The sequence below is a fragment of the Streptomyces sp. NPDC050856 genome, assembly GCF_040653855.1.
Taxonomy (GTDB): Bacteria; Actinomycetota; Actinomycetes; order Streptomycetales; family Streptomycetaceae; genus Streptomyces.
The window spans coordinates 34,828-59,218 of the sequence record NZ_JBFAGV010000012.1 but is presented as its reverse complement, the minus strand read 5'-3'; the positions used below and the strand labels follow the sequence as shown (position 1 = coordinate 59,218).

18 protein-coding genes are annotated in these 24,391 nt (G+C 71.8%); 9 read left to right on the top strand and 9 right to left on the bottom strand.

Annotated elements, in window-relative coordinates:
• Positions 1-102: 102 nt before the first annotated feature.
• Both AB0H53_RS13820 and AB0H53_RS13815 read left to right on the top strand, forming a co-directional pair.
• Positions 103-2,682, top strand: a complete 2,580-nt coding sequence (locus AB0H53_RS13820) for a bifunctional FO biosynthesis protein CofGH (RefSeq protein ID WP_362111275.1) — start codon at positions 103-105, stop codon at positions 2,680-2,682.
• A 173-nt stretch (positions 2,683-2,855) separates the two neighbouring features.
• Positions 2,856-3,977, top strand: coding sequence for an ADP-ribosylglycohydrolase family protein (locus AB0H53_RS13815; RefSeq protein ID WP_362111272.1), 1,122 nt, complete (start codon positions 2,856-2,858; stop codon positions 3,975-3,977).
• A gap of 211 nt (positions 3,978-4,188) precedes the next feature.
• On the opposite strand, the gene AB0H53_RS13810 is transcribed toward AB0H53_RS13815, so the two are convergent.
• The 3 genes from AB0H53_RS13810 to AB0H53_RS13800 form a co-directional block, all read right to left on the bottom strand.
• Entirely contained in the window at positions 4,189-4,389 is a 201-nt protein-coding gene (locus tag AB0H53_RS13810) for a DUF397 domain-containing protein (protein ID WP_362111269.1), read from the bottom strand.
• Between the two features lie 225 nt (positions 4,390-4,614).
• Positions 4,615-5,475, bottom strand: coding sequence for a helix-turn-helix transcriptional regulator (locus AB0H53_RS13805; protein ID WP_362111266.1), 861 nt, complete (start codon positions 5,473-5,475; stop codon positions 4,615-4,617).
• Positions 5,476-5,796: 321 nt separating this feature from the next.
• Positions 5,797-6,531 carry a GPP34 family phosphoprotein gene (locus AB0H53_RS13800; RefSeq protein WP_362111263.1) on the bottom strand — a complete coding sequence of 245 codons (735 nt, stop codon included), beginning with the start codon at positions 6,529-6,531 and terminating at the stop codon, positions 5,797-5,799.
• 186 nt (positions 6,532-6,717) lie between these two features.
• On the opposite strand from AB0H53_RS13800, the gene AB0H53_RS13795 reads away from it, so the two are divergent.
• The 4 genes from AB0H53_RS13795 to AB0H53_RS13780 all read left to right on the top strand — a co-directional run bounded on the left by AB0H53_RS13795 (position 6,718) and on the right by AB0H53_RS13780 (position 12,857).
• Positions 6,718-9,198 carry a serine hydrolase gene (locus tag AB0H53_RS13795; protein ID WP_362111260.1) on the top strand — a complete coding sequence of 827 codons (2,481 nt, stop codon included), beginning with the start codon at positions 6,718-6,720 and terminating at the stop codon, positions 9,196-9,198.
• Positions 9,199-9,768: 570 nt separating this feature from the next.
• On the top strand, positions 9,769-11,439 hold the full coding sequence (locus AB0H53_RS13790; RefSeq protein ID WP_362111257.1) for an MFS transporter: 1,671 nt from the start codon (positions 9,769-9,771) through the stop codon (positions 11,437-11,439).
• A gap of 99 nt (positions 11,440-11,538) precedes the next feature.
• A complete protein-coding gene (locus AB0H53_RS13785) occupies positions 11,539-12,456 on the top strand; it encodes an AAA family ATPase (RefSeq protein WP_362111254.1) in 918 nt (305 codons plus the stop codon).
• 14 nt (positions 12,457-12,470) lie between these two features.
• The gene (locus tag AB0H53_RS13780; RefSeq protein WP_362111251.1) at positions 12,471-12,857 is read left to right on the top strand and encodes a hypothetical protein; all 387 of its coding nucleotides are present in this window, start codon (positions 12,471-12,473) and stop codon (positions 12,855-12,857) included.
• A gap of 143 nt (positions 12,858-13,000) precedes the next feature.
• On the opposite strand, the gene AB0H53_RS13775 is transcribed toward AB0H53_RS13780, so the two are convergent.
• The 5 genes from AB0H53_RS13775 to AB0H53_RS13755 are packed head-to-tail and all read right to left on the bottom strand — an operon-like array spanning position 13,001 to position 18,321.
• Complete coding sequence (locus AB0H53_RS13775; protein ID WP_362111248.1) at positions 13,001-13,696, bottom strand: tpaF; 696 nt, start codon at positions 13,694-13,696, stop codon at positions 13,001-13,003.
• On the bottom strand, positions 13,693-15,321 hold the full coding sequence (locus AB0H53_RS13770; protein WP_362111246.1) for a tpaE: 1,629 nt from the start codon (positions 15,319-15,321) through the stop codon (positions 13,693-13,695). Before AB0H53_RS13770 ends, AB0H53_RS13775 begins: the two co-directional genes overlap by 4 nt.
• Before the next feature lie 14 nt (positions 15,322-15,335).
• Positions 15,336-15,947 carry a cyclodehydratase gene (locus tag AB0H53_RS13765; RefSeq protein WP_362111243.1) on the bottom strand — a complete coding sequence of 204 codons (612 nt, stop codon included), beginning with the start codon at positions 15,945-15,947 and terminating at the stop codon, positions 15,336-15,338.
• A gap of 23 nt (positions 15,948-15,970) precedes the next feature.
• The gene (locus AB0H53_RS13760) at positions 15,971-17,317 is read right to left on the bottom strand and encodes a YcaO-like family protein (RefSeq protein WP_362111240.1); all 1,347 of its coding nucleotides are present in this window, start codon (positions 17,315-17,317) and stop codon (positions 15,971-15,973) included.
• Between the two features lie 44 nt (positions 17,318-17,361).
• Positions 17,362-18,321, bottom strand: a complete 960-nt coding sequence (locus AB0H53_RS13755; protein WP_362111237.1) for a hypothetical protein — start codon at positions 18,319-18,321, stop codon at positions 17,362-17,364.
• A gap of 307 nt (positions 18,322-18,628) precedes the next feature.
• Here AB0H53_RS13755 and AB0H53_RS13750 point away from each other — a divergent pair, with 307 nt between their 5' ends.
• The 3 genes from AB0H53_RS13750 to AB0H53_RS13740 all read left to right on the top strand — a co-directional run bounded on the left by AB0H53_RS13750 (position 18,629) and on the right by AB0H53_RS13740 (position 22,681).
• Positions 18,629-18,772, top strand: a complete 144-nt coding sequence (locus AB0H53_RS13750) for a thiocillin/thiostrepton family thiazolyl peptide (protein WP_362111234.1) — start codon at positions 18,629-18,631, stop codon at positions 18,770-18,772.
• A gap of 371 nt (positions 18,773-19,143) precedes the next feature.
• The gene (locus AB0H53_RS13745; RefSeq protein WP_362111231.1) at positions 19,144-21,729 is read left to right on the top strand and encodes a lantibiotic dehydratase; all 2,586 of its coding nucleotides are present in this window, start codon (positions 19,144-19,146) and stop codon (positions 21,727-21,729) included.
• Positions 21,704-22,681, top strand: coding sequence for a thiopeptide-type bacteriocin biosynthesis protein (locus AB0H53_RS13740; protein ID WP_362111229.1), 978 nt, complete (start codon positions 21,704-21,706; stop codon positions 22,679-22,681). The genes AB0H53_RS13745 and AB0H53_RS13740 overlap by 26 nt, the downstream gene beginning before the upstream one ends.
• Before the next feature lie 194 nt (positions 22,682-22,875).
• Here AB0H53_RS13740 and AB0H53_RS13735 read toward each other — a convergent pair whose 3' ends face one another.
• Positions 22,876-24,078, bottom strand: a complete 1,203-nt coding sequence (locus AB0H53_RS13735) for a cytochrome P450 (RefSeq protein ID WP_362111226.1) — start codon at positions 24,076-24,078, stop codon at positions 22,876-22,878.
• Between the last annotated feature and the right edge of the window lie 313 nt (positions 24,079-24,391).

The window sequence follows — 24,391 nt, the reverse complement described above, 5'->3', positions numbered from 1 at the left end:
CCTAGGCAGCGGCCCGCGCGCGGGAATGAGTACTCCTACTCAGTCCCGACGGTCCCCCCGCTCCCTTCCACCCGGCCTCCGAGCGGCTCGTATGCTCGCTGCATGACCCCTCACGAGCCGGGACGCCCCACCGAGAACGCCATGCGCCGTGCGCTCAAGCGGGCCAGAGACGGGGTGGCGCTGGACGTCACCGAGGCCGCCGTGCTGCTCCGGGCGCGCGGCGGGGACCTGGTGGAGCTGTGCGCGTCGGCCGCGCGGCTGCGGGACGCGGGGCTCGCGGCGGCGGGGCGGCCGGGGGTCATCACGTACTCCAAGAGCGTGTTCATCCCGCTCACCCGGCTGTGCCGCGACAAGTGCCACTACTGCACCTTCGCCACCGTCCCCGGCAAGCTGCGCCGGGCCGGGCACGGGATGTTCATGTCCCCCGACGAGGTCCTCGACATCGCCCGCCGCGGCGCCGGACTGGGCTGCAAGGAAGCGCTCATCACGCTGGGCGACAAGCCGGAGGACCGGTGGCCCGAGGCACGCGAGTGGCTGGACGCGCACGGGTACGACGACACCCTGGCGTACGTACGGGCCATGGCCATCCGCGTGCTGGAGGAGACCGGGCTGCTCCCGCACCTCAACCCCGGGGTGATGTCGTGGACCGACCTCCAGCGCCTCAAGCCGGTCGCGCCCTCCATGGGGATGATGCTGGAGACCACGGCCACCCGGCTGTGGAGCGAGCCGGGCGGGCCGCACCACGGCTCGCCCGACAAGGAACCCGCCGTACGGCTCCGGGTGCTGGAGGACGCGGGGCGCTCCTCCGTGCCGTTCACCAGCGGGCTGCTCATCGGCATCGGCGAGACGTACGAGGAGCGCGCCGACTCGCTGTTCGCGCTGCGCCGCGTCGCACGCGCCTACCACGGCATCCAGGAACTGATCATCCAGAACTTCCGCGCCAAGCCGGACACGGCCATGCGCGGGATGCCGGACGCCGAGCTGGACGACCTCGTCGCCACGGTCGCCGTCGCCCGGCACATCATGGGCCCCTCGGCGTGCCTCCAGGCACCGCCGAACCTGGTGGACGGCGAGTACGGGCGGCTGATCGGCGCCGGGATCGACGACTGGGGCGGTGTCTCACCCCTCACCCCCGACCACGTCAACCCCGAGCGGCCCTGGCCGCAGATCGACGCGCTCGCCGAGCAGTCGGCCGCCGCCGGGTTCGAGCTGCGCGAACGCCTCTGCGTGTACCCGGAGTTCGTCCGGCGCGGCGAGCCCTGGCTGGACCCCCGGCTGCTGCCGCACGTGCGGGCGCTGGCCGACCCGGAGACCGGGCTCGCCGACCCCGGCGCCCAGGCGCGCGGCCTGCCCTGGCAGGAGCCCGGCGAGGGGTTCGCCCCGGCCGGCCGTACGGACCTGCACCGCACCATCGACACCGAGGGCCGTACCAGCGACCGGCGGGACGACTTCGACGAGGTGTACGGCGACTGGGACGCGCTGCGCGAGGCCGCCGTGCCCGGCATGGTGGCGCAGCGCATCGACACGGACGTACGCGAGGCGCTCGCCGTGGCCGCCGACGACCCGACGCGGCTGACCGACGGCCAGGCGCTGGCCCTGCTGCACGCGGACGGCCCGGCCCTGGACGCGCTGGCCCGGGTCGCCGACGACGTACGCCGCTCGGCGGTCGGTGACGACGTCACCTACATCGTCACCCGCAACATCAACTTCACCAACGTCTGTTACACCGGCTGCCGTTTCTGCGCCTTCGCCCAGCGCCGTACCGACGCCGACGCCTACACCCTCTCCCTGGACCAGGTCGCCGACCGCGCCCAGCAGGCGTGGGACGTGGGCGCGGTGGAGGTGTGCATGCAGGGCGGCATCCACCCGGACCTCCCCGGCACGGCGTACTTCGACATCGCGCGGGCGGTCAAGGCCCGGGTGCCCGGCATGCATGTGCACGCCTTCTCACCCATGGAGGTCGTCAACGGCGCCGCCCGGACGGGGCTGTCGATCCGCGAGTGGCTGACCGCCGCCAAGGAGGCGGGCCTGGACTCCATCCCCGGCACGGCCGCCGAGATCCTCGACGACGAGGTCCGCTGGGTGCTGACCAAGGGCAAACTGCCCACCGCCACCTGGATCGAGGTCGTCACCACCGCGCACGAACTGGGCATCCGCTCCTCGTCCACGATGATGTACGGGCACGTGGACCAGCCCCGCCACTGGCTCGGCCACCTCCGCACCCTCGCCCGCGTCCAGCGGGAGACCGGCGGGTTCACCGAGTTCGTCACCCTGCCCTTCATCCACACCAACGCCCCCGTCTACCTCGCGGGCATCGCCCGGCCCGGGCCCACCGACCGCGACAACCGCGCGGTCACCGCGATGGCCCGGCTGCTGCTCCACCCGTACATCCCGAACATCCAGACGAGCTGGGTGAAGCTGGGCGCCGAGGGCGCGGCCGAGATGCTCCGCTCCGGGGCCAACGACCTGGGCGGCACGCTGATGGAGGAGACCATCTCCCGGATGGCCGGCTCCAGCTACGGTTCGTACCGCTCCGTCCGGGACCTCGTCGCCATCGCCGAGGCCGCCGGCCGCCCGGCCCGCCCCCGGACCACGCTGTACGGCGAGGTGCCCGAGGAGCGCCGGCGCGCGGCTGCCGCCTCCGACGGCCACCTGCCGGAACTGCTGCCCGTACTGGAGTGAGCGGGGCGCCGCCGGCGGGGCGGACGGGCGGCCGCCGCGGGGCGGTGAGAGCGGAAACGGCCGGTCCGTCCCGCGCGCCGGTCCGGGCGGCGACGGCCGGCCTTGCCCCGCGCGCCCGTCCATTACAGTGCTGGCCCGGACGTACGTCGACGGGTGGTCGGGAGGGGCGCGCGGTGTGTGCAGCAGCGGCAGCCGTCTGGGGCCGGGCCGAGCAGCAGGACTTCCGGGCCCGGGTACGGGGGTGCCTGCTGGGCGCGGCCATCGGTGACGCCCTGGGCGCCGGTGTGGCCGGGCTCTCCGTCGAGGCCATCAGGGTGGCGCACGGGCCGGACGGCCTCACCGACCTGGCCCCGGCCCACGGCCGCCGCGGGGCCGTCACCGCCGCCACGCAGATGACCCTGTTCACCGTGGACGGCCTCATACGCGCCCAGGTCCGCCGCGACACCGGCGCCTGGCACCCGCCCACCGATGTGCACCGCGCCTACCTGCGCTGGGCGGCCACGCAACGGGACTGGGGGCCCGACGAGCGGCGGGCGGACAACGGCTGGCTGGCCTGCGAGGAGTGGCTGTACGCGCGCCGTGATCCCGCCCGGGCCTGCCTGACGGGTCTCGGGGACGACGTCCTGGGCACTTTGGACCGTCCCAAGAACCCCACCGCCCGGGACCCCGGCGCGCTCGTGCGGTCCGCCCCGTTCGGGCTGCTGGTCGGCTGGGAGCCGCGGTTGGTGTGCCAACTCGCCGTCGAGTGCGCCGCCCAGACGCACGGGCACCCCACCGCCTACCTGGCGGCCGGGGCGTTCGCCGTCATCGTGCACGGGCTGGCCCGGGGCGAGTCGCTGGACGGTTCGGTCCAGCGGGCCCTCGTCCAGTTGTCGGAGCGCCCCGGCCACGAGCCGGTCAGCCAGGCCCTCAAGCAGGCCCTCGGAGCCGTACGCCAGGGGATACCGAGCCCGGCCAGGATCGCGTCGCTCGGTGACACCGACGGCGAGGCGGCCGAGGACGCCCTGGCCATCGCCGTCTACTGCGCCCTGGTCGGCGAGGACGTCCGGCACGGACTGCGGCTCGCCGTCAACCACGACGGCCCCTCACAGGCCACCGGCACCCTCACCGGAGCGCTGCTCGGTGCCCTGCACGGCGAGACGGCCCTGCCGCCGGCCTGGCTCGCCGAGTTGGAGGGGCGGCCCACCCTCCTGGAGCTGGCCGACGACTTCGCCATGGAGATGACCCAGGGGCCGGCCCTGCACGGCCCGGCGGTCTCGGCACCGGGCTGGCTGGCCCGCTACCCGAGGGGGTGAACCCGGGCGGGGGCGGGTCGACGCGGGGTGGGCGGGGTCAGGGCGGTGAGCCGGTGCGGGAAAGGGCCGAGCCCCCTCGGCCGGGTCGGCGGACCAGTCGAGAGGGCTCATTCGGTGAGTCGGCGAGGCTCGGCGATCCTCGGCGGCGTCTGGCGGCGGCGCCGCCTCGCGGGGGAGCGGAGGGCCCGGACGGCTCAGCGGGCTCGGCGGCTCAGAGCGCGCCCGTGCTCACTTCCCGCACGAACGCGTTCCACGACTCGGGGACGAACGTGATCGACGGGCCCGCGGGAACCTTCGAGTCGCGCACCGCGATCGCCTGCTCGACCGGGGACTTGACCTCGACGCACGCGCCGTTCCCGCCGGAGTACGAGGACTTCGTCCAGGTGTCCGTGGCGCCCTGAATAATTGCCATCTTCTTCGCTCCGGTTCTGACAGTAGTGAGTCGCACCGTCGGCCTGGCCTGCAAGCCGACGTGATCGACGCTACTCGCCGCAATCGACGGCCGGGGCGGGCATTCACTCGACCGGATGGCATATTCCCCACGGGACTTCCGGTCGGCGCCGATGGAGGTGTACCGTTCCGGCGCCCTCGGCGCCGATACCTGTGTCGGCGGATGTGACGGGGGCGCACCCGTGTGTCAGAGCCGGGTGTAGTCCTTGATCACGCCACCGATGAACTGCCGTGTCTGCTCCACGTTCAGCGCCTGGGCGCGCAAGTGCTCGTACATCACGCTGTACTTCTGCACGTCGTTGGCCTTCTCCAGGTAGAGGTCACTGGTGACCCCCTCGATGTAGACCACGGACGAGTCCGACGCGTCCGGGAATTCCAGGATCGCGTAGTGACCGCTGATGCCCGGATGCGCGCCCATGTCGAACGGCAGGACCTGCACCGTGACATGCGGCTGGTGCGACTGCTCCACCAGGTGTTCCAGCTGCTCGATCATCAGCTGCCTGTCACCGACCACCCGCCGCAGCGCCGCCTCGTCGATCACCGCCCAGAGCCGGAGCGGCTGTTCGGTGCCCCTGATGCGCTCCTGGCGGCGCGCCCGGACGTTGACGCGCTTCTCGATCTCACCGGGCGTGCTCTCCGGCAGCGCCCCGGCGATCAGCGCCTCGGCGTACTGCCGGGTCTGCAACAGCCCCGGCACCACCTGGGGTTCGTACACCCGCAGCGAGGCGGCGTCGGTCTCCAGGCCGATGTACACGCTGTACGGGATGTCGCCGAAGGCGTGCCACCAGCCCTGCTGGCGGGAGTCCTTCGCCATCTGCATCAGCGAGTCGACGATGCGGTGGTCATCGACCTCGTAGACCCCGCACAGGTCGCGCACATCGCGCTGGCTGATGGAACGGCGGCCGTTCTCCAGGCGGCTGATCTTCGACTGCGAGACGAGCAGGCGCTCCGCCACCTCCTCCGCCGTCATGCCCTTGAGCTCACGCAACCGGCGCAGCTCCTGGCCCAGTCTGCGTCGCCTGACGGTGGGGTTGACATTGGACGCCACGGGAAACTGCACCTCCGGCTGCCTAGCTGTCGCTGGCGTAGCTCTGCGTATCTACTGTTCAGCAGACTGCCACCAAACCAGTCGGCCGCGCTGGAAAACAGCGACACGCGTGCGCGTACGCGAGCGCGCGGGGCGGCCTGAGGGGCTGCCCCGCGCGCTGTGGCGCCTCCCGGACCGGGACCGTGGGGACGGCCGGTGCGGCGTTCGCCGGTGCGGTGCTGGGGTGCTGCGGTGGTGCCGGGGTGTTCGTGGTGCTGGGGTGGAGCGGTGGTGCCGGGTGTTCGTGGTGCCGTGGGTGGTGCTGGGGTGGCGCGTGCCGCGTCAGTGCGCGGCGACGCGGTCCATGGACCCGGTCCGCGACCTCGGCTGCATCGGCACGGCGCCGGCCGGCCGGCCGCCACCTCCGGCCGGGGCGTTACGGCGGGGCTGGGGGCCCACGCCGTTCTGGACGTCCATCACGGCGTGCGCGACGAGTCCGCCCATCGGGTCGTGACGGATCAGGTCCCGCAGCCTGGAACGGGACGACCGTCCCTCGTTGCCCGGGTACAGGTGCTTGCCGAGACCGACCGCGTGGGCCAGCGCGGCGAGCGCCGCGGTCCGCGGGTCCGGCGGTACACCGGTGCGGATCGCACTGTCGAGCCGGGACTTGATCTCCCGGCTTATGGCCGTCTCCGTCGCCTGGTAGCGAGTCGTCGGCAGCACCCCGCACATCTGGCTCTCGACGGCATGCACCATGCCGCACCGTTCCAGATGCGAGAGATACGTCTGGCGCAGCCCCAGCCGGGGCCCGCCGATCCAGTGGACCGCCCGCACCGGGCTGCCGCGCCTGCGCAGCAGTTCCAGCGCGGAGTCCAAAGTCGGATCTCCGGTCGGCCGTGGCATCACCACGGCGATACGATCCCCGTCTGGGGCTATCCGTCCTGCCAGAGCCAGCTCCACTAGCTGTGCTCCGGCCAGGCCGAGGTCGAGCGACTGCGGCTGCGCTGTGGTACCCGTGGCCGGGTCCAGAGCGAGCAGCAGAAGCTCCTCCGGAAGTGTTCTGCGGCTCCTGCCCATCCATGCCTCCCCGCGTGGATGAATGACAGGGTGACCCCTCTCACATTGGTCTGTCGAGAGCGCCTGGGTGCTTCGTACGGGAACCGGCAGGTATGTCGTTCTCGTCTTGCACGGGGGCCAAGGGCTCACACAGGACACTGGTACATGGTTCGGACAACACGTCGTTGGTCGTTTGAAGGAGGCACGGTGGCGGGCGAGTCCCCCGACAAGTCGGAGAAGCAGAAGTCGTCGGGGGGGACGGCTTCGAGCGAACGCGACCCGAGGCTTGCCGTGCTGGGCGACGCGCCGTCGCCGGCCGGAGGCAGGGACGAGGACCGTGACGAGGCCGGGGGCGCGGCCGGCGACCAGGCGGCGGACGAGGCCGGTGACCGCCCCGGAGCCGGTGCCGGAACCGGCACCCGTGAGCTCCGTACCGACCAGCCGACAGCCGTTTTCAGGGCCGTGACCCCGCCCGCCGGTGAGGACGACTCCCGCCTGCGCGAGGCGGTGGCGGCCTGGGTCGCGGACGAGGACGACAAGGCGGCGGCCGACGCTGCCCGGGTGGAGCCGGGCGGGTCCGGCACTCCGGAGGAGTCCGGCGAGTCGGTCCGGCCGGCCCAGGCGGAACGTCCCGGCACGTCGGAGGAGGTCGCCGAGGCCCCTGCGGCCACCGGAACCAGCCCAACCACCCGGGGGGAGGCGCCCGGGGACGCCGGGAGGTCCGGCGACTTTGGTGCCGCCGCTGGCACCGTCGACCCCGCCGGCGCCAGGGACGAGAAGACCGTCGCGGACGACGAGGGCCCGGCGAAGCCCGCCGAGGACGCCGCCGTGAGCGCCCCGGCCGAGGCCGAGGTCCCGGCGAAGGGTGACGCGCGGGCCGCGCAGGACGCTCCGGCCGAGGCGAGTGCTCCGGCCGAGGCCGAGGCCCCCGTGAAGGGTGACGCCCCGGCCGAGGCGAAAGCCCCGGCCGAGCCCGGCACCCCGGCCGAGTCGGAGGCGGCCGAGGACGAGGACGACGCCGCGACCGCTCCGGCCGCCGCCACCGCGCCGGCCGTGGACCAGCCCACCGCCGTCTTCCGGGCCGTCCAGCGGACCGGCCCGGTCGACCAGCCGACCACCGCGCTGAAGGCGGTGACCCCCGCTCCGGCGGCCAAGCCGGCGGGTGGCCCGGCTCCGGAGTCGGCCGCCGAGCGGACCAGCAAGTTCGTGCCCCTGCGTGACGACGACGTGCGCCCGGCCGGACGCAGCTCCGAGGCCAAGCCGGAGACGAAGCCCGCATCCGGGGCCGGAACCGGCACCGCGCCCGAGGCGGCGGCCGCCGCTGCCGCGTCCGCCACCCCCGAGACCGCACCCGTCTCCCTGACCGAGGCCGAGCGGACCAGGCAGCAGCCCATGCCGCCGCTGCCGCCGCTGGACCTGCTGGCGGAGCTGACCAACACGCCGCCGCCCCCGGAGACCCCGGTGCGTACGGCGCTGCGGCGGGTCAAGATCTGGACCCCGCTGGTCGTCCTGCTCCTGATCGTCTTCGCGGTCGTACAGACGGTGCGCCCCCTGCCCACGCCCGAGCTGACGCTCTCCGCGGCCCCCACGTACACCTTCGAGGGCGGCCGGCTCAAGATGCCGTGGCCCGGCGAGGGCCAGGGCGCGGTGGAGGTGGAGGGCGTCGGGTCCATCGGCACGTACGGCGCGCAGAAGCCGGCGCCGATCGCGAGCGTCGCGAAGACGATGACCGCCTACGTGATCCTCAAGCACCACCCCATCTCCGGCAAGCAGACCGGCCCGAAGATCACGGTCGACAAGAAGGCCGAGGAAGAGGCCAGCGCCGAGGACGAGTCGACCGCGCGCATCAAGGAAGGGCAGCAGTACACCGAGAAGCAGATGCTCCAGCTGCTGATGATCCCTTCCGGGAACAACGCGGCGCGGCTGCTGGCCCGCTGGGACGCCAAGACCGAGGAGGCGTTCGTCAAGAAGATGAACGACGCCGCCAAGGCCCTCGGCATGACGAACACCAAGTACACCGACCCCAGCGGCCTCAAGGCGTCCACCGTCTCCACGCCCACCGACCAGGTCAAGCTGGGCAAGGCGGTGATGCAGAACGACATCTTCCGGGACATCGTCAACACGCCGAACATCACGATCCCGGGCATCGACAAGCGGATCGAGAACAACAACACGATCCTGCTGGAGCCGGGTGTCGGCGGTATCAAGACCGGCTCCTCCACCCCGGCCGGCGGCAATCTGCTCTGGTCCGCCAATGTCGAGGTGGACGGCAAGCTGCGGCGGGTCATCGGCATGGTGATGGGCGCGCAGAACGCGGGCACGCTGCACGAGAAGCTGCAGCTGGCGGTCAACAAGTACAGCCTCGACCTGATCAAGGCCGCGCAGGAGGGCGTCACGTCCGCCACCGTCGTCAAGAAGGGCGATGTCGTCGGTCACGTGGACGACGGGCTCGGTGGCCGGACCCCGGTGGTCGCCACCAAGGACATGAGGCCGGTCGGCTGGCCCGGTCTCGCGGTGGACGTGCGGCTCGGCGACGGCGGCAAGCCCGTCCCGCACTCGGCGAAGGCCGGCACCGTGGTCGGTGAGGTCTCGGTCGGTACCGGCACGGGAGAGGTCAGCGTGCCGGTCGCCCTCCAGCGGGACCTGGCGGAGCCGGGCTTCGGCGACAAGCTGACCCGCCTCGGCTGAGACGGACACGGCCCCGGTGCGCGCGCTCACGGGCGGGCACACCGGGGCCGTGTCGTCCACCGGCCGTTTCCGGCGGCATCGCCGTACACCGCCGTACGCGGCAGCGACGGATCGGTATCGTGACGACGACCATGCCCGGGCCCAGGCGGAGGCCCCGGGGCGACGACGGAGAGTGCCGCAGTGACCACCGCAGAGCCGACCAGCGCGGACAGCGACCCCGCTGTCGCGTCGCGAATAAGGCCGCCCGCGCTGCTCCCGGACGATGCCGAAGGCCGGACCGCCGAACGCCGGACCGCCGACGGTTCGACCACCGACGGCCCGACCGCCGCGGTTCCGCCCGCCGACGGTCCGACCGCCGGCGGGCGGTCGGCCGTCAGGGCGTCCCGCGGCGGTGCGCCCGCCACCGCCCTGCCCGTCCCGCCCGTCGGAAGCCCGCGGACCCACGGACCGCGCGGGCAAGGCCCGCGGCACAGGGACCACCCTCAGCCCGAGGGCCCGGCGCCGGCCGCCGCTCGCGCGCCCCGCGGCCGGCTGCCGTGGGCCGGCGGTCCGGCCCGGCACCCGGTCGCCGTGGCGGCGGCGCTCGCCGCGCTCACCCACGTCGTCTGGTTCCTCTTCTTCGCCAACAGCGGCGGCGACCTGGCCGCCCAGGACGCCTGGGCCGAGTTCGTCGGCCGGCACCCCGACTCCGCGTACAACCTCGCCTGGTACGGCGGGATGCACCCGGTCTCGTACAGCGTCGTCTCGCCGTACCTGATGTCGCTGCTCGGGGTCCGTACGACGATGATGATCGCCGGGACGGCGTCGGCCGCCCTGACGGCGCTGATCCTCGTGCGGGTCCGGGCCGTCCGCAATCCCCTGGCGTGCTCGCTCGCCGGGGTGTTCGCGTTCCTGTGCAACGCCCTGTCCGGCCGGGTGACCTTCGGGCTGGGCGTGATGTTCGCGCTGGGCGCGGTGGCCGCCGTCTTCTGCTGGCCGTACCGGTGGCGGTACCGGCGCTGGGCGAAGGCGGGCGTGGCCGCCCCGCTGGCCGGGCTCGCCACCGCCGCCAGTCCGGTGGCCGGGCTGTTCCTGGGGGTCGCGGCGGCGGCGCTGTTCCTCAACAAACGACGCCCCGGCGCCTACGCGCTCGGGCTCGCACCCGTCGTCGTCGTCGCGCTGTCGTCCTGGCTGTTCCCGTTCTCCGGTACGCAGCCGATGTCGTTCGCGTCGACGCTGCTGCCCTTCCTCTTCGGGGTGTTCGTCCTCGTCCTGGTACCGGACGACTGGCGCACGGTGCGCACCGGAGCGGCGCTGTACGCGCTGGGCGCGCTGCTCACCTGGCTGATCGACTCGCAGATCGGGTCGAACATGTCACGGCTGCCGATGCTCTTCGCGGGGGTGGTGCTGCTGGCGGCACTGCCGTACGCGGCGCCGCGCACCCTGAAGTGGTACGCGCTCGCGCTGGCCTTCGCCGGCCTGAACACCTGGATCGGCTACAAGAGCGCCGACGACATCATCCGTACCGCGCCGGACGCGTCCTGGGCGCGCGAGGCCGCGCCGCTGATCAACCAGCTCCAGCAGCTCGGCGCGGAGAAGGCGCGGGTCGAGGTGGTCCCGGCGCGCAGCCACCGCGAGGCGTCGGCACTCTCCCCGTACATCAACCTGGCCAGGGGCTGGAACCGCCAGGCCGACATGGAACGCAACCCGCTCTTCTACGACGAGACCCTGAACGCCACCAACTACCGCGACTGGCTGCACCGCTGGGCCGTCCACTACGTGGTGCTCCCCAAGGGCGAGCCCGACGTGGGCGCCGAGCGGGAGGCGAAGCTGATCAAAGCCGGCCTGCCGTACCTGACGCCGGTGTGGTCCGACGCCAACTGGCGGCTGCTCGCCGTCAGGAACCCCACTCCACTGGCGGCGCCGCCGGCGACGGTGGAACGCGCCGGCGCCGGCGAGGTCACCATCCGGGTGCGGACGGCCGGCCGGGTGCTGATCCGCGTCCCGTACTCACCCTGGCTCGCCCTCCTCGACGAGGAGGGCAAGAAGGTGGAGCCGCCGCGGGAGACGGAGGCGTCCAGACTCCGCGAGAGCGGCCCCCCGGTCTTCACCAACGCACATGGCTGCCTGCTGAAGACGGAGGAGGACGCGGAGGGCGACGAGTGGACGGAGCTCCTCGCCCCCAAGGCCGGCGTGTACCGCCTGGCCGCGCCGTACAAACTCTTCCCCCGCGGCACCGCCTGTCCGGAAGAACTGCGCTGATCCTCGCGGCCATGGCACTTCGGGGCATTTCGCGGACAGGCCCGCGGGTGGTGAGTAGCGTGGACCGCGTACGCGCGCCACTCCTGGGGGGTTCCTTCCGTGCACGTCGTTTCCGTGATCAATTACAAGGGTGGTGTGGGTAAGACCACGCTCACCGCGAATATCGGTGCCGAGCTGGCCTTTCGCGGCCGGAAGGTCCTTCTCGTGGACCTCGATCCGCAGGCCAGTCTCACCTTCTCCCTGGTGACCCCCGACCACTGGCAGAAGCACCTGGCCCCGAAGAAGACCATCAAACGCTGGTACGACTCCCTGGCCTCCGGGGAGAGCCTCGCGCTGTCGAGTCTCGCCTTCGCCCCGCGCAACGCTTCCTGGCACATCCGCGACGGCGGCTTATTGCACCTCATCCCCTCGCACCTGGGCCTCATCAACGTCGACCTGGAACTCGCGACCGAGCTGGGCGGCGGCAGCCTCAAGCAGAGCAAACTGAAATACCTGCGGGTGCACCGCAGGCTGTCGGAGGGACTGGAGGAGTCCGCGTTCGCGGATTACGACGTCATCCTCATCGACTGCCCGCCCAACTTCAACGTCGTCACGAAGACGGCCATCGTCGCCAGCGACCACGTACTGATCCCCGCGAAGGCGGACTACCTGTCCACCCTGGGTATCGACTACCTCAGGCGGAGCCTGGAAGACCTGGTGGAGAGCTACAACGACTTCGCGGGCCTGGAAGAGGGCGGGGTGGGTGACACGATCGACCCGAAGATCCTCGGAGTCGTGTTCACGATGACGCAGATGTACGACGGCCGGCCGATCTCCGCCCTCAGGCCGTACATCAACCAGACAAGGGCGCTCAACGTCCCGGTCTTCGACAGCGTCCTGCGGGAGAACAAGACCCTGTTCGCGGACGCCCCCCGGGGTGGTGTGCCGGTGGTGTTGAACACCTCCTCGGCAGCGCGGGGAATCGTATCCGAGCTGGAGGACCTCGTAAGTGAGTTCTCCGCGAAACTGGGCCTGTGATGGAAGCGGAGAGCATGGACCTCCCGGTGCGGGTCCTCAAACAGGTTTCGGTGTTCCTGCGGGGTCTCACGGCGGAGGAGGCCGAGGCACTGGCGAACGGCCAGAGCCGCCTCGCCTGCGTCCCGGTGCATCGCAGAGGGAGCGGCAAGAAGGCACAGGACCAGCCGGTTCCCGACCCGGACAAGGTGCGTTCGGCGCTGACCGCGCTGTCCTCCAGGGAGGAGGGCAACGACTACGTCAGGACCCTCGGGCTGAACAAGGAGGGGCTGCGGACCCTCGCCGACGCCCTGGACCTGCCCATGTCGCGCTCCGAGACGGTGGAGGGCATCATCGACCGCATCGTGGAGGCGACCATCGGGTACCGCATCCGCTCCGAGGCGATCCGCGGGCGGGAGAGCTGACCGGCGGGCGGGAGAGGTTGATCGCCGGGCGGCCCCCCGTGCGGGGTCACGCGGCACCGGAGGACGGGCGGCGGGGCCGATGAGGCCCCGGGCCGTGACCGGTCCGGGGCTTCGCGCACTGCGGAGGCCGGTGGCCGGTCCGCTCAGCCGGGGTGGGCGTAGGTGGTGGCCAGGAGGGGGTGGCGGGTCACCCCGTCGCCGTGCACCAAGTGGCGCACGGACGACGGGATGAGGCCCCCGAACAGTGTGCCGACCAGCCCCAGCGCCTGGCACCGGAGGTTGAAGTCGTAGGTCGTCATCGCCGCCCGCACCGCGCAGACCCGGTAACCGTGGGAGCCCGCCCAGGAGTCCGCCCGGTCCAGGTCGGCGTAGAGCGCGACGATCCCCGCCGCGGTGCCGAACTCGCGCTGGACGCCGAGGTTCTCCGGTGGCCCGATCTCCTCCGGGCCGGCCAGGTGGGAGCACTCCTCGGCGGTCACGCGGTACACGCCGGGCGCCGCGCCCTCGCTGCGGAACGCGAAGACGAAGCCCTCCAGCCCGCCCGCCGCCTCGTCGAGACCCCAGTCGTCGCGGTCCCGGCCCAGCGCCTCGCGCAGTTCGGTGAGGACGACGTCGGTGCGTACCGGCCGCGGGGCGTAGTGCAGCGTGGAGCGCCGGCGCAGGAGCGTTTCCCGCAGGTCGTGGACCGGCCGCAGGTCCTCGGCCGACGGGGCCGGGTCGGCGGGCACGGCGTTGGCGAACGGTACCGCCTGCCGGGCCTCGGCCCGGCCGTCCGACGTGCTCGTCCGGGAGGTGAAGCCCTCCAGCACGGCCATCATGGTCTCCAGGTCGTTCCTCATGCCGTACCTCCCAGGGCCGCGACGGCGACGACGGGCTCATCGGCCGGTGACGAGCCGAGGACCCGGGCCAGGGCGTCGTCGTCCCAGTCCGATGTCGGGGCGAAGCGCAGTCCCAGATGCCGCGCGACCTCCCTGGCACTGGCCAGGCCGCAGCCGGAGTCCAGGAAGACCAGCCGGAAGCCGAACGTGCCGTACTTGGTCATGACCTTCTTCAGGTCGCCGGTGACGACGATGTCGCACGGCGAGTCGCCCGGGGGCACCGTGTCCGACACGGCCACCAGAGTGTGGCTCCCCTCGGCGTACGCGTAGACGCCCGGGCGGGTCACCCGTTCGTCGCGCAGCACGACGTACGCCGTGGTGCATCCGATGTTCCCCGCCGCCGCGGTCCACCGTTTGACGCGTTCGGGTGTGGTCTCGTCGTCCTTGATACCGAAGGCGATCTTCAGTACCAGCGCGAGGGCGGGCAGGGTGAGCGGGACGCCGCCACGGGACGGGTCGTGCCGTTCGGTCCCGGCGAGGACCGACAGGTCGGGGACCGGAAGCGGGGTGTGCGCGCGGCTCGGCCAGTCCTTGAACTGTGACTGGAGGCGCAGGTTGGTCGCGTAATAGTGCGCCTGGTGGTCCTTGGGAGCGAGGAACGCACGCGGCGGGATCGCGACCGAGGCCTCGTAGACGGCGCCGGCCGGTGCGTCCGGGGCGACCGGCCCCCGAGTCCAGGAGCACTTCGGGCACCCCGGACGGGTGACCGCCGGGAGGTAGGTCGTGGCGAGGGTCGCCAGATCGATCACGCTGGAGTCGATCGGCAGGTGCGTGCTGGTGGCGCGGGCGACCAACGCGGTGACGTGGTGCGAGGCCAGGCCGGCGACCAGGTCGTGCAGATGCTCGGGCGGCTCGCCGGACGGTTCCGCCTCGCCGTGGCGGCCGCAGTCCAGGCACGGCGTGATCGAGGGGTCGACGTACGGGCCCACGACGACCGTCCCGCCGTCGGCGCGCACCCTCAGCAGCGGGCGCCCGTCCCGCTCGCACCGTTCCCCGGCGGCGGCGAGCAGCGGCGCCGACGACGCCGTCTCGAAGAACACGGTGAGCTCGTCCGGCGCCTCGGCCGGGCCGGCCGGGTCCGTGACCATTCGGCACACCCCCCGCAGCGCCCGCCGGGCCGCGGCGACGAGGGAAGGGTCCCCCTCCAGCCGCACCGGGCGCCGCGCCAGCCGGGCCGCGGCGTCCGCCCAGGACGGGTTGGCCCCGGTGGAGTTGCCCAGTCGGGAGAGGAAGACGGCCAGTTCGGGCTCCACGCGCGGTTCCTCGCCGGTGACGGCCTCCTCGATCACCCCGGCCGTCCACAGCAGGGCCAGGCACTTGTAGACCGCCGACTCGTCGAGGCCGAGCTCGTTGGCCAGCGCCGCGTGGTCACGGGTGCCGTCGCACGCCTCGGCCAGCGGCACCAGTCCTTCGCGCGCGAACGCCCCGGAGAACGCCTGCCCCCGGTCCGCGCCGTCGAGCACGACGGAGTCACCGGCCCGGCGCAGCCTCACCCCGCGCCGCAGGACGGGCCGGACCGGAACCGTCAACTGCATGTCCGTACGGGCGGCCCGCCCGATCTGCTCGGCCTTCATCTCGGCAACCATGACCGATCCCCCCTTTATCGCAACAGTTCCGGAACCGGCATCGCGCCGGCCGCGCGTGCCTCCGCGAACCGGTCCCCGCACCTCGCGCACCGGTTCACCGACACCGTCACCGAGGCCGAGACGGCTCCCGAGAGGAGGTTGAAGGTGCGCACGGTGCCCCCTATGCCCGTGACGCCCCCGGCGATCTCGGTCAGGGCGAGTTCGAGGAGGCCGGACGCGGCGGCCAGGTGCTGCGGGCCGAACCCCTCGGCCAGGCCGGACAGGGCCGCGTCCATGTCGTAGTGCCGGGCCGTGCCCGCGTGCTGGGCGGCGCGCTTGCGGTAGCAGGAGTAGCACGCCGTCCGGCCGGGCACCGCCACGGGCCCGCAGACGATCCTGGTCGGCTGCAGCTGGAGCCCGGCGGACGGTGTGCCGCGCTCGGCGCAGATCCGGTCGACCTCGTCCCTCAGCTCCGGCTCGCCGCCGGAGTGCACGGGGACGACGACGTCCGCGGGCGGTGTCGCGCCGTGCCGGAGGTCCTCCAAGGACACCTGGTGCTCCGTGGGGACACCGCGGTGCTCCATCAGCCTGCGGCCGAAGGTGTCACCGACGATGTACAGGCACTGCGGGCGCGGATCGTGCGGCATGCTGCTGTGCTCCTTCTCGGCGCTCACGCGAACGGCTGGTGCTCGGGGTTGATCGCGCTCTCGGGGTGGCTCGGATGGCCCATCGCACGGGGCGCCTCGTACAGGCGCGGCGTGGCGAGGTACCGCTCGCCGTGCACGAACGACACGGGCAGCGCCTCCGGGACGAGCACCTTCACCGCCCGCATGCCCACCTGGCGCGCCTCGTCGGTGGTGATGTCGACCACGAGCACCTCGGCGCCCCGTGCGTCGAGCCGGGAGACCACGGTGTCCAGCGGGTCCGCCCCGGCGGGCAGGCCCGGCATGCCGTCGAGGCCGTGCGAGGGGCGGTCTCCCTCCAGCAGGAAGTCGAACACGCCGCGCCGGTCGGGTGCCGCGTTGTGGACGGCGCCCCCCACCACGCTCACCTTGGCGGGGTCGGGCTCGCGCCCGGCGTAGGCCGACACGTACCCGCGCAGCGCCACCCGCAGGGAGGCCAGCTCGCGGTAGACCTTGCCCAGCGCCTGCTCCGGATGGATGTCGCAGGTGGCGGCGACGACCTGGGCGAGCGTGGGATCGGAGTCGGCGAGCTGCACCGCGTAGATCACCGGGACGCCGAGGTCCGTCGTCGCGTCGAACAGCCTCACCCGCAGGTCCGTCGAGGTCCCGGCCCGGTGGTACTCCCGGACGACGGGGTCGAGCCGGGCCGGGTCCACGACCAGCTCGGGAAGCCGCAGCCGCTGGAGCCAGACCAGCGCGATGGCGTCCCGCTCGACGACCTCCAGCAGCCCGTTGAGCACCGCCGCACGCACGTCGGAGTGGACGGCGGCGCCCGTGGTGATGCCACGGGTGAACTGTTCGGACTTCGAGTGGTACGGCATGTGCAGGTACACGGAGATGGCGGGCACCAGCACCGGCACCCGACGGGTGAGCGACCACGCGCGCACCCAGCGGATCGGGACCGAGGGGTCGTACTCGGTCAGGCCGCAGTCGTCACTGGCCAGCTCCGTGGGCGAGCACCGGGGCCACCGCGACGGCGACACGTACTCCTCGTCGAGGTCGTTCTCGGCGGCGACCACCATCTCGTCGTCGTCCCACGCACATGTCGAGTACCGCTCGAGGGCCTCCGCGATGGAGATGAGCCGGGCGCGCTCGGGTGTGAGTCCGGTGCCGGCGCCGTCGGAGTTGCCGGTGTCCTCGTCGTGGGCCCACGAATGGAGATTGGGCAGGGCGCGGGACGGGACACCGAGGTACGCCAGGTGGACCGCGAAGGACGGCTCGCCCTCGCGCACCGGCAGTGGGGCCGTGCGGGAGACCAGTCCGTAGGGCGATACGAGCCGCTCCAGACCGCGCAACTCAGCCGAGATCTGCTCCTGGGGCCTGCTCAGATACATAGGGCTCTTCTTCCTGCGGTCGTTTTCCCCGTGCTCGTGCCGTGTCAGCCGACGGCCGGCGCGGAGACCGCCGCGATGTTCTTGGCCAGGCCGTCGAGTCCGTCCTGAATCGCCTTCACGGACTTTCCGTGTACCTCTTCATTGGCACGCGCGACGACGTAGCAGAAGACATATCTCTCCGCCAGGCTGAATCCGAGGGAGTAGAGGCAGCTGTACAGCAGGCTGGTCTGCAACCGGAACGCCAGGAAATCGGCGTCGCGGTGCATCAGGCGCTCAAGCTCGGGGCTCGGTGGCGTATGGAAACGAGTGGGTTCGACCGGTGCTCCCCGCTCCTTGACAAGGTCTTCGAGCGTTCTGCCGGCGTCCACCACGATCCCGTCGAGGAAGTCTTCCGCCAGAGAAGCGGAACCGGAAGAAATGAATTCCGTCCACTGCCGGACGGGTGTGTCGTCCGCCGGGTGGGTGTCCGGGTCGCCGCACGCCAGGACCATGTCCCGCGCCGCCGCACCCACCTGTGCGTAGAAGCGGTCGCAGGCGGCTTCGAAGGAATCCGGATCCTTGCTCCGCGCGTATATGGCCTCGTAGTGCGACCGGTAGCTGAGCAGCCGCAGGGACAGCAGGTCGCGGAAGTCGTAGCCCGGGAGGTTCCGCTGCGGGGACCTCAGCAGGGTCGCTCTGGTGTGGGCCGTCATGAGGCGGATCGCGCCGAGCGCCGGCCGCAGGGCCTCCCCCGGCCGCGCCCCCGCGAGGTCCAGGAAGGAGACCAGGGCCGGTGCGGCCTCCTGGTAGAGCCGCTTGGACAGGGCGGCGAAGCCGGGCCCGTCGAAGCCGGCGTTCCACAGCGGTGAGGGGACCGCGTCGAGCGGCGTCTCCTCGATCCGGGCCTCGCAGCCGTGCTTCTCGGCGATCACGCGCAGGGTGTCCCGGGCGGCGTCCGCATCCCGTACCCCGGCGATGCTGATCTGAAGGAGCTCCGCGCCGGCCGCGCGGTCCCATGTGCGCACGAAGTAGTAAGGGCCGTGATTGCTTGTGCGGGCGGGAGAGAAAAGCTCGCGTATAAGGGGAGCGAACGATTCCTTATATGTCGAACCCTCGGGCTGCGGCATGGTCGCAAACAGATGCACAGCTGATCCCCCCAGATCTGAGCCCGCCAGAAGTCGGTCGACGATTGCCCTGGCCATCTACCCTAACTCGCAAGATCATCATCGGGAACCCCCGATGCGGTGTGATCCACGTCACTCCGAATCTCCTTGCGTGCCGTTCGATCATGTAGCTAGCTTCGAAGCACATTGGTGAAAGGGGGTGCTATCAATGGAGCAGAACATCGACCTCAACGTGCTCGAGATTTCCGACCTTATCGCGGGCGCTGGTGAGAACGACGACCTGGCGCAGGTTATGGCCGCGTCTTGCACGACCAGCAGCGTTTCGACGAGTTCTTCGTCGTCCTCGTCCTGATTAAGGGACTAGGAAAACAGTAGAGCCACCGTCGAGGTGCACCTCGGCGGTGGCCTTCTGCTGTATCCGACACGCCTATGCATAATTGCGGACTGGGTCATTCCCAGGGGGCGGGCAACAGGCGTCGCGCCCGGACGGGGACCGGCTCGTCCGTACCCGGCCGGCCGGGTGCCCGAGCAGCTGCGCACACCGCGCGCCGGTCGGTCCGGCGGAACGGTGGGCGGGCTGCGCGCGGCGGGCCCCTTCGCCACGGCCCGGCCCCCGGTGCGACCGGGCCCGCGTGACGAAGTTGGGGGATTCCTATGGGTGTGAGTGTCAGTCCGTATGTCGTGTACCGACGGAGCAGACTCCCGCTCGGCGAGCTCGAGGGGATGTCATTCGCCACCGCCTGGTCGCGCGTCGACGAACTGCACGCCCTGCGGGAGGAGATCGGCAAACACGCTGTCAGCCTGTCCGACCGCCTCGGCGAGGCCGTGCCCACGCTGGACGACAGCGTCCGGGCCGACCTCATCCGGCTGCGGCGTGATGTGCACAACCTGCGACACGACCGGGTGTCGGCACGACTGGAGCCGCTACGTCCGCATCTGGACCCCGAGCTGCTCGCCGAAGTCGACTCCTGGTGCCGGCTGGGCCTGCGGGCCGAGCAGTGCGAGCGTGAAGGGGAACTGGCGCTCGAGGACGAGAAGTCACAGGCCGCCGAGGGGTTCCGCGCGCTCTTCGAGCACGACGCGATGGCCCGGAGCATCCAGCTCTCCGGCGACCAGCTCTACCGGGGCCTGCGCGACTTCGTCACCGGCACCGGCGGGGCCCTCAAACCGAGCAAGGCCCGGGTGCGGGAGTCGTCCCTCGTCAACTTCGCCTACCGGGCGAGCCTGAAGCCGTCGCCCTTCGGACGGTTCACGGAGATCGGCGCGTTCCCGCCGGACGCCCCGGCGGCCACGGCCCCCGGTGCGGAACACGGACCGGACGAGTCGGTGACCACACTGAACCGCCTGTTGGTGAACTGGGTGCTCGCCGCGTTGCCGCGGATACCGGGCGGGCTGGAGTCGGGCCATCTGGTGCTGAACTCCACCCTGCGGGCCGACGCCGAGTCGATCGAGTTCGTCGGCGTCGCCCCCGGATCCCGTGAGGACGGGCAGATCGCCTCGGAGACGGTCCTCCGGATGCGCCGGGAGGCACTGGTGAGCGCGCTCCTCGCGGCGATGCCGGGAGGCGCGGCCCCGGCTGCCCCGGTGCTGCGCGAGCTCACCGCCGTGACCCGGGACGAGGCGCTGAGCCGGAACGTCCTCCACGGCCTGATCCGCGCCGGGGTCCTGTTCTTCCGGCCCGAGATCGACGATCACGACCCCGACTACTGCGCCAAGCTCGACCGGATGCTCGCCGCCGGTGACACACCGGAGACGGCGGCGCTGCGCGCGCACTTCGCCGAACTCAGGCGGCTGGAGACGGACTTCGCCCCGGCGCCGGCCGAGGAGCGCCAGCGGCTGCTCGACGCGGCCTACCGGGCGATCACCGGTATCGCCGAGCTGTGCAAGGTGTCACCGCCGCCCGAGTCGGTCCTGAAGTCACCGGTCTTCGAGGACACCCCCGCCTCCACGGCGCCGCGGGCCTGGAGCCTGCCGACGGTGGAGCGGAGCATCCCCGCCCTGACGGGCCTGTGGCGCCTGGCCTCGATGATGGACAACGGCCAGGTGAAGCGGCTCGGCCTGTACTCCTTCGCCACCCGTGTTCTCGCGGGCCGCCGCACCATGCCCTTCCTGGAGTTCTTCAAGGCGTTCTCGTCGCTGACCGACCAGGAGCAGGTCGACGTGCTCATGGGCCGGGGCGTGGCGGCGGTGGAGACGTACACGTCACAGCGGGCCGAGGCACTGCGCTCGATCCGGGAGAGCCTGGTGCCCGCCAACGGCGCCGTGCACCTGGACCCCTCGGACATCCAGCGGGCCTGCGAGGGCGTGGCGGACCTCCTGGACACCGAGTCCGTGACCTTCCGGGCGCAGTTCGCCCGCGGTGTGCTGCCGGACCATGACCGGACGCTGGTCGTCAACGGCCTGCTCACCGGCTACGGCGTGTACTTCTCGCGGTTCGGCTCGTTCGTCGGCGGGACCGACGAGTGGTCCCTGCGGGCCGCGCAGCGGGACCACCTGGCCCGCCGGTTCCCCGGACAGGTCGACCTCAACTCCGTCCTCGGCTTCAACTTCAACCTGCACCCCGCGGTGACCCCGAGGGTCGTCAACTACCCCGGCGCGGTGTCGCTCGGCGAGGGTCGGACGGTGTACGGGCTGGACCGACTGGAGGTCCGCGCGGATCCCGCCACCAAGTGCCTGCGCCTCTGGGACCCGGAGGCGCAGGAGGTCCTCGATCTGGTGCCCATGAACTTCCTGACCCCGGTCGGGGTGCCGTTGCTCTACCGCCTGCTCGAAGCGCTGTCCCCGTCCAACCGCTACCTGTGGAAGCCGCTGGACGACATCCAGGACGCCGGGGGGCCCGCCGAGTACGCCGGGACGGCGCCCCGTCTCGTCGTGGGCGACGTCGTGGCCGACCGCAGGTCCTGGACCGTGGCCGCCGCCGACATCCCCATGCTCCAGGACCTGAGCCGGGACTCGTACACCGCCCTGGTGGACTTCGACGAGTGGCGCCTGGCCCGGGGCCTTCCCCGCCACGCCTTCGTACTGTGCCAGACGCCCGAGGAACGCGATGTGATGGCCGGGCGCAGCCGGAAGGTGACCCGCCGGTGGGCGGACTACGCGCACCTGCGTCGTGCCAGCGTCCACAAGCCGATGTACGTCGACTTCCGCAACCCCTACCTGGTCCGGAGTTTCGCGAAATCCGCGCTGACGCGCGGCGAGGTGCTCGTGTCGATCCGCGAGTGCCTTCCCTCGGTGGACGACTACGGACCGGAAACGGGCTGGACCGCAGCAGAGGAGTTCTTCGTTGAACTATGTACAGACAAGCAGTGAGCAGGTGACCGGCGAGCAGGCGGGGACGCCCGAGTGGCGGGCGGTGCACATCCACATCCCGCACTCGCTCCACACTCCCTTCCTGTGCGACGTGGTCGACCCCCTGCTGCGGGCCGAGGGACTCCAGGACCACTTCTTCTTCCTCCGGTACTGGCAGGGCGGGCCCCATCTGCGGCTGCGGATGCTCTGCGGCCCGGGGGCCGGATCGGCGGAGGCCGTCGAGCGGGTTGTCGCGGGGCTGGCCCGCGCCATGCCGGAGTTCGGGGCCGGGGCACGGGAGGAGTACGCCCTCGGGCTGACGCTCCAGGACGAACTCGCGCGCCTGGAGGAAGAGACCCCCGCGGAGGGCCGGCCCATCGGTTCCCTCGTCCCGGTCGCCTACGAGCCCGAGTACCGCAAGTACGGGGGCACGGAAGGGGTGGCGATCGCCGAGACCGTCTTCCGCGAGTCGTCCGTGGCGGTCCTCGACCTGCTGGGCCGGCTGCCGGAGGCGCGCGCCGGCGCCAGGCGGGCGCCGATCGGGGAGGCCGCCAAGATCATGGTGATGTCCCTGCACGGGGCGGGCCTCGACCCGCGGGCCGCCACCGACTTCCTCCGGGAGTACGAGGACTGGTGGCGGAAGTACGCGCCGGAGGACATGCGGCTGGCCTGGCCGGAGCTGTACACCGGCGTCTCGGCGCAGCTCACCAACCTGTGCGCGGCGGTCTGGCGGGACGGCGCCACGGACGACGTCTTCCACGGCATCAGCGCCCGGGCCACCGCCCGCGCCCGGTCCGTGTGCGGTGCGGAGCCCGGCAGCGATGCCCGCGACCTGCGCCTGGCCGGCACGCCGTACCCGAGCTGCCTGTCGAACTACGTGCACACCACCAACAACCGCCTCGGACTCGTCCCGGCCGCTGAGGGGCTGGTCGCGTACCTCGTCAGACGAGGGCTCGAAGGGCTGGCCGGGTAGCGGAGCGGCAACGGCGGTCCCACCGGCCCCGGGGTCCCACCGGCCCCGGGGTCCCCGGGGTTCCACCGGCCCCGGGGTCCCGGTGGTCCCGGGGTCCCGGCGGTCCCGGGGTCCCGGTGCCGGACGGGAGTGAGGCCTCCGGTCGGACAGGTCCTGTCCGCGGGACGACCGTCCCCGGAGGCCTCACGGGTGTCTCACCAGGTCACCGGGAGCCTGTGCAGGCCGTACACCCCCATGCTGTCCTTGAACGGCAGCTCCGCCACCGGGGCGGCCAGTTTCAGGCCGGGGATCCTGGCGAAGAGGGTGGTGAACACGGTCTCCAGCTCCATCTTGGCGAGGTTCTGGCCGATGCACTGGTGGATGCCGTGGCCGAAGGCCAGGTGGTGCCTGCCGCCCCGGTCGATGTCCAGTCGGTCCGCCTCGGGGTACACCTCCTCGTCGTGGTTGGCCGAGGCGCTCAGCCCGAGCACCCCCTCGCCCGCGCGGATCAGCACCCCGCCGATCTCGATGTCCTCCAGCACCACACGGGAGGTCACCTGGTCGGCGATGCTGAAATAGCGCAGCAGCTCGTCGACGGCCTGCGGGGCCAGGCCGGGGTCGGCCCGGAGCTTCTCCAGTTGGCCGGGGTTCTCCAGCAGGCCCACCACGCCGAGGGAGATCATGTTCGCGGTGGTCTCGAATCCGCCGACCAGCAGGACGTTCGCCATTCCGACCAGTCCGGTGTGGTCGAACGTGCCGGTCTCGCGGTTCTTCAGCACCAGCCTGCCGAGCAGGTCGTCCCCGGGGTCCGCCGTCTTCGCCGTGACGAGTCGGTCGAAGTACGCGTGGAGTTCCTGGTGCGCCGTCATCCGTTCCTGGGGATCGGTGTCCACCGAGACCAGCTTCCTGGTGCAGTCCTGGAAGAACGCGCGATCGGCGTAGGGCACCCCGAGCAGTTCACTGATCGCCAGGGACGGAACGGGAAGGGCGAGTTCCTCCACCAGGTCGGCCGGCCTCTCGCCGGCGAGCATGACGGAGATGCGTTCGTCCACGATCTCCTGAATACGGGGCCGCAGTTGCAGCACGCGCTTGACGGTGAACTCCGGGATCACCATTTTGCGCTGCGCGGTGTGCACCGGGGGGTCCATGGCGAGCATCACCGGCCGCATCTGCTCCATGACCTCCGCCGGCACATCGAAGTGGAGCGGGTATCCGGGGTGGGCCATGTTCGAGCTGACTTGGGGGCTGGCGAGCAACTGCCGTATGTGCTCGTGCCGCGTGAGCAGCCAGGCGGTCCGCCCGGAGGCCAGTGTGACCTTGCTGATCGGCTGTTCGGCGCGCAGGGAGGCGTACTCCCGCGGCGGAAGGAGCGGACAGGTACGGGGGTAGGGGAAGGCGCTGTTCTGGCGGTCCGGCACGGTCTTCTCCGCTGCTGATCCAAGGATATGGCTATATCTGACGCACCCTATCCAAGCGGATGGAAGGCGTGCCGATGCCTTTCGCGGCCGCCCGGAAATGAGGCGGATCTCACGCGGCTCCGAAACTCCGGGCAATCCCGCCGCCCGCTGGTGCCGGAATCGAGGGCCGGGTTCGGCGGGGGAGGGAAATGCCGGTTGTCGCTCGCGGGTCCGGAATTACTCGCTCCGCTTAGGTGCCCGCCTGAGGTCCCATTTCTCTCGTACGGTTTTCGGCGGGGCGAGTACGCTGGACCTTTCGGAGTTACCCGTACGG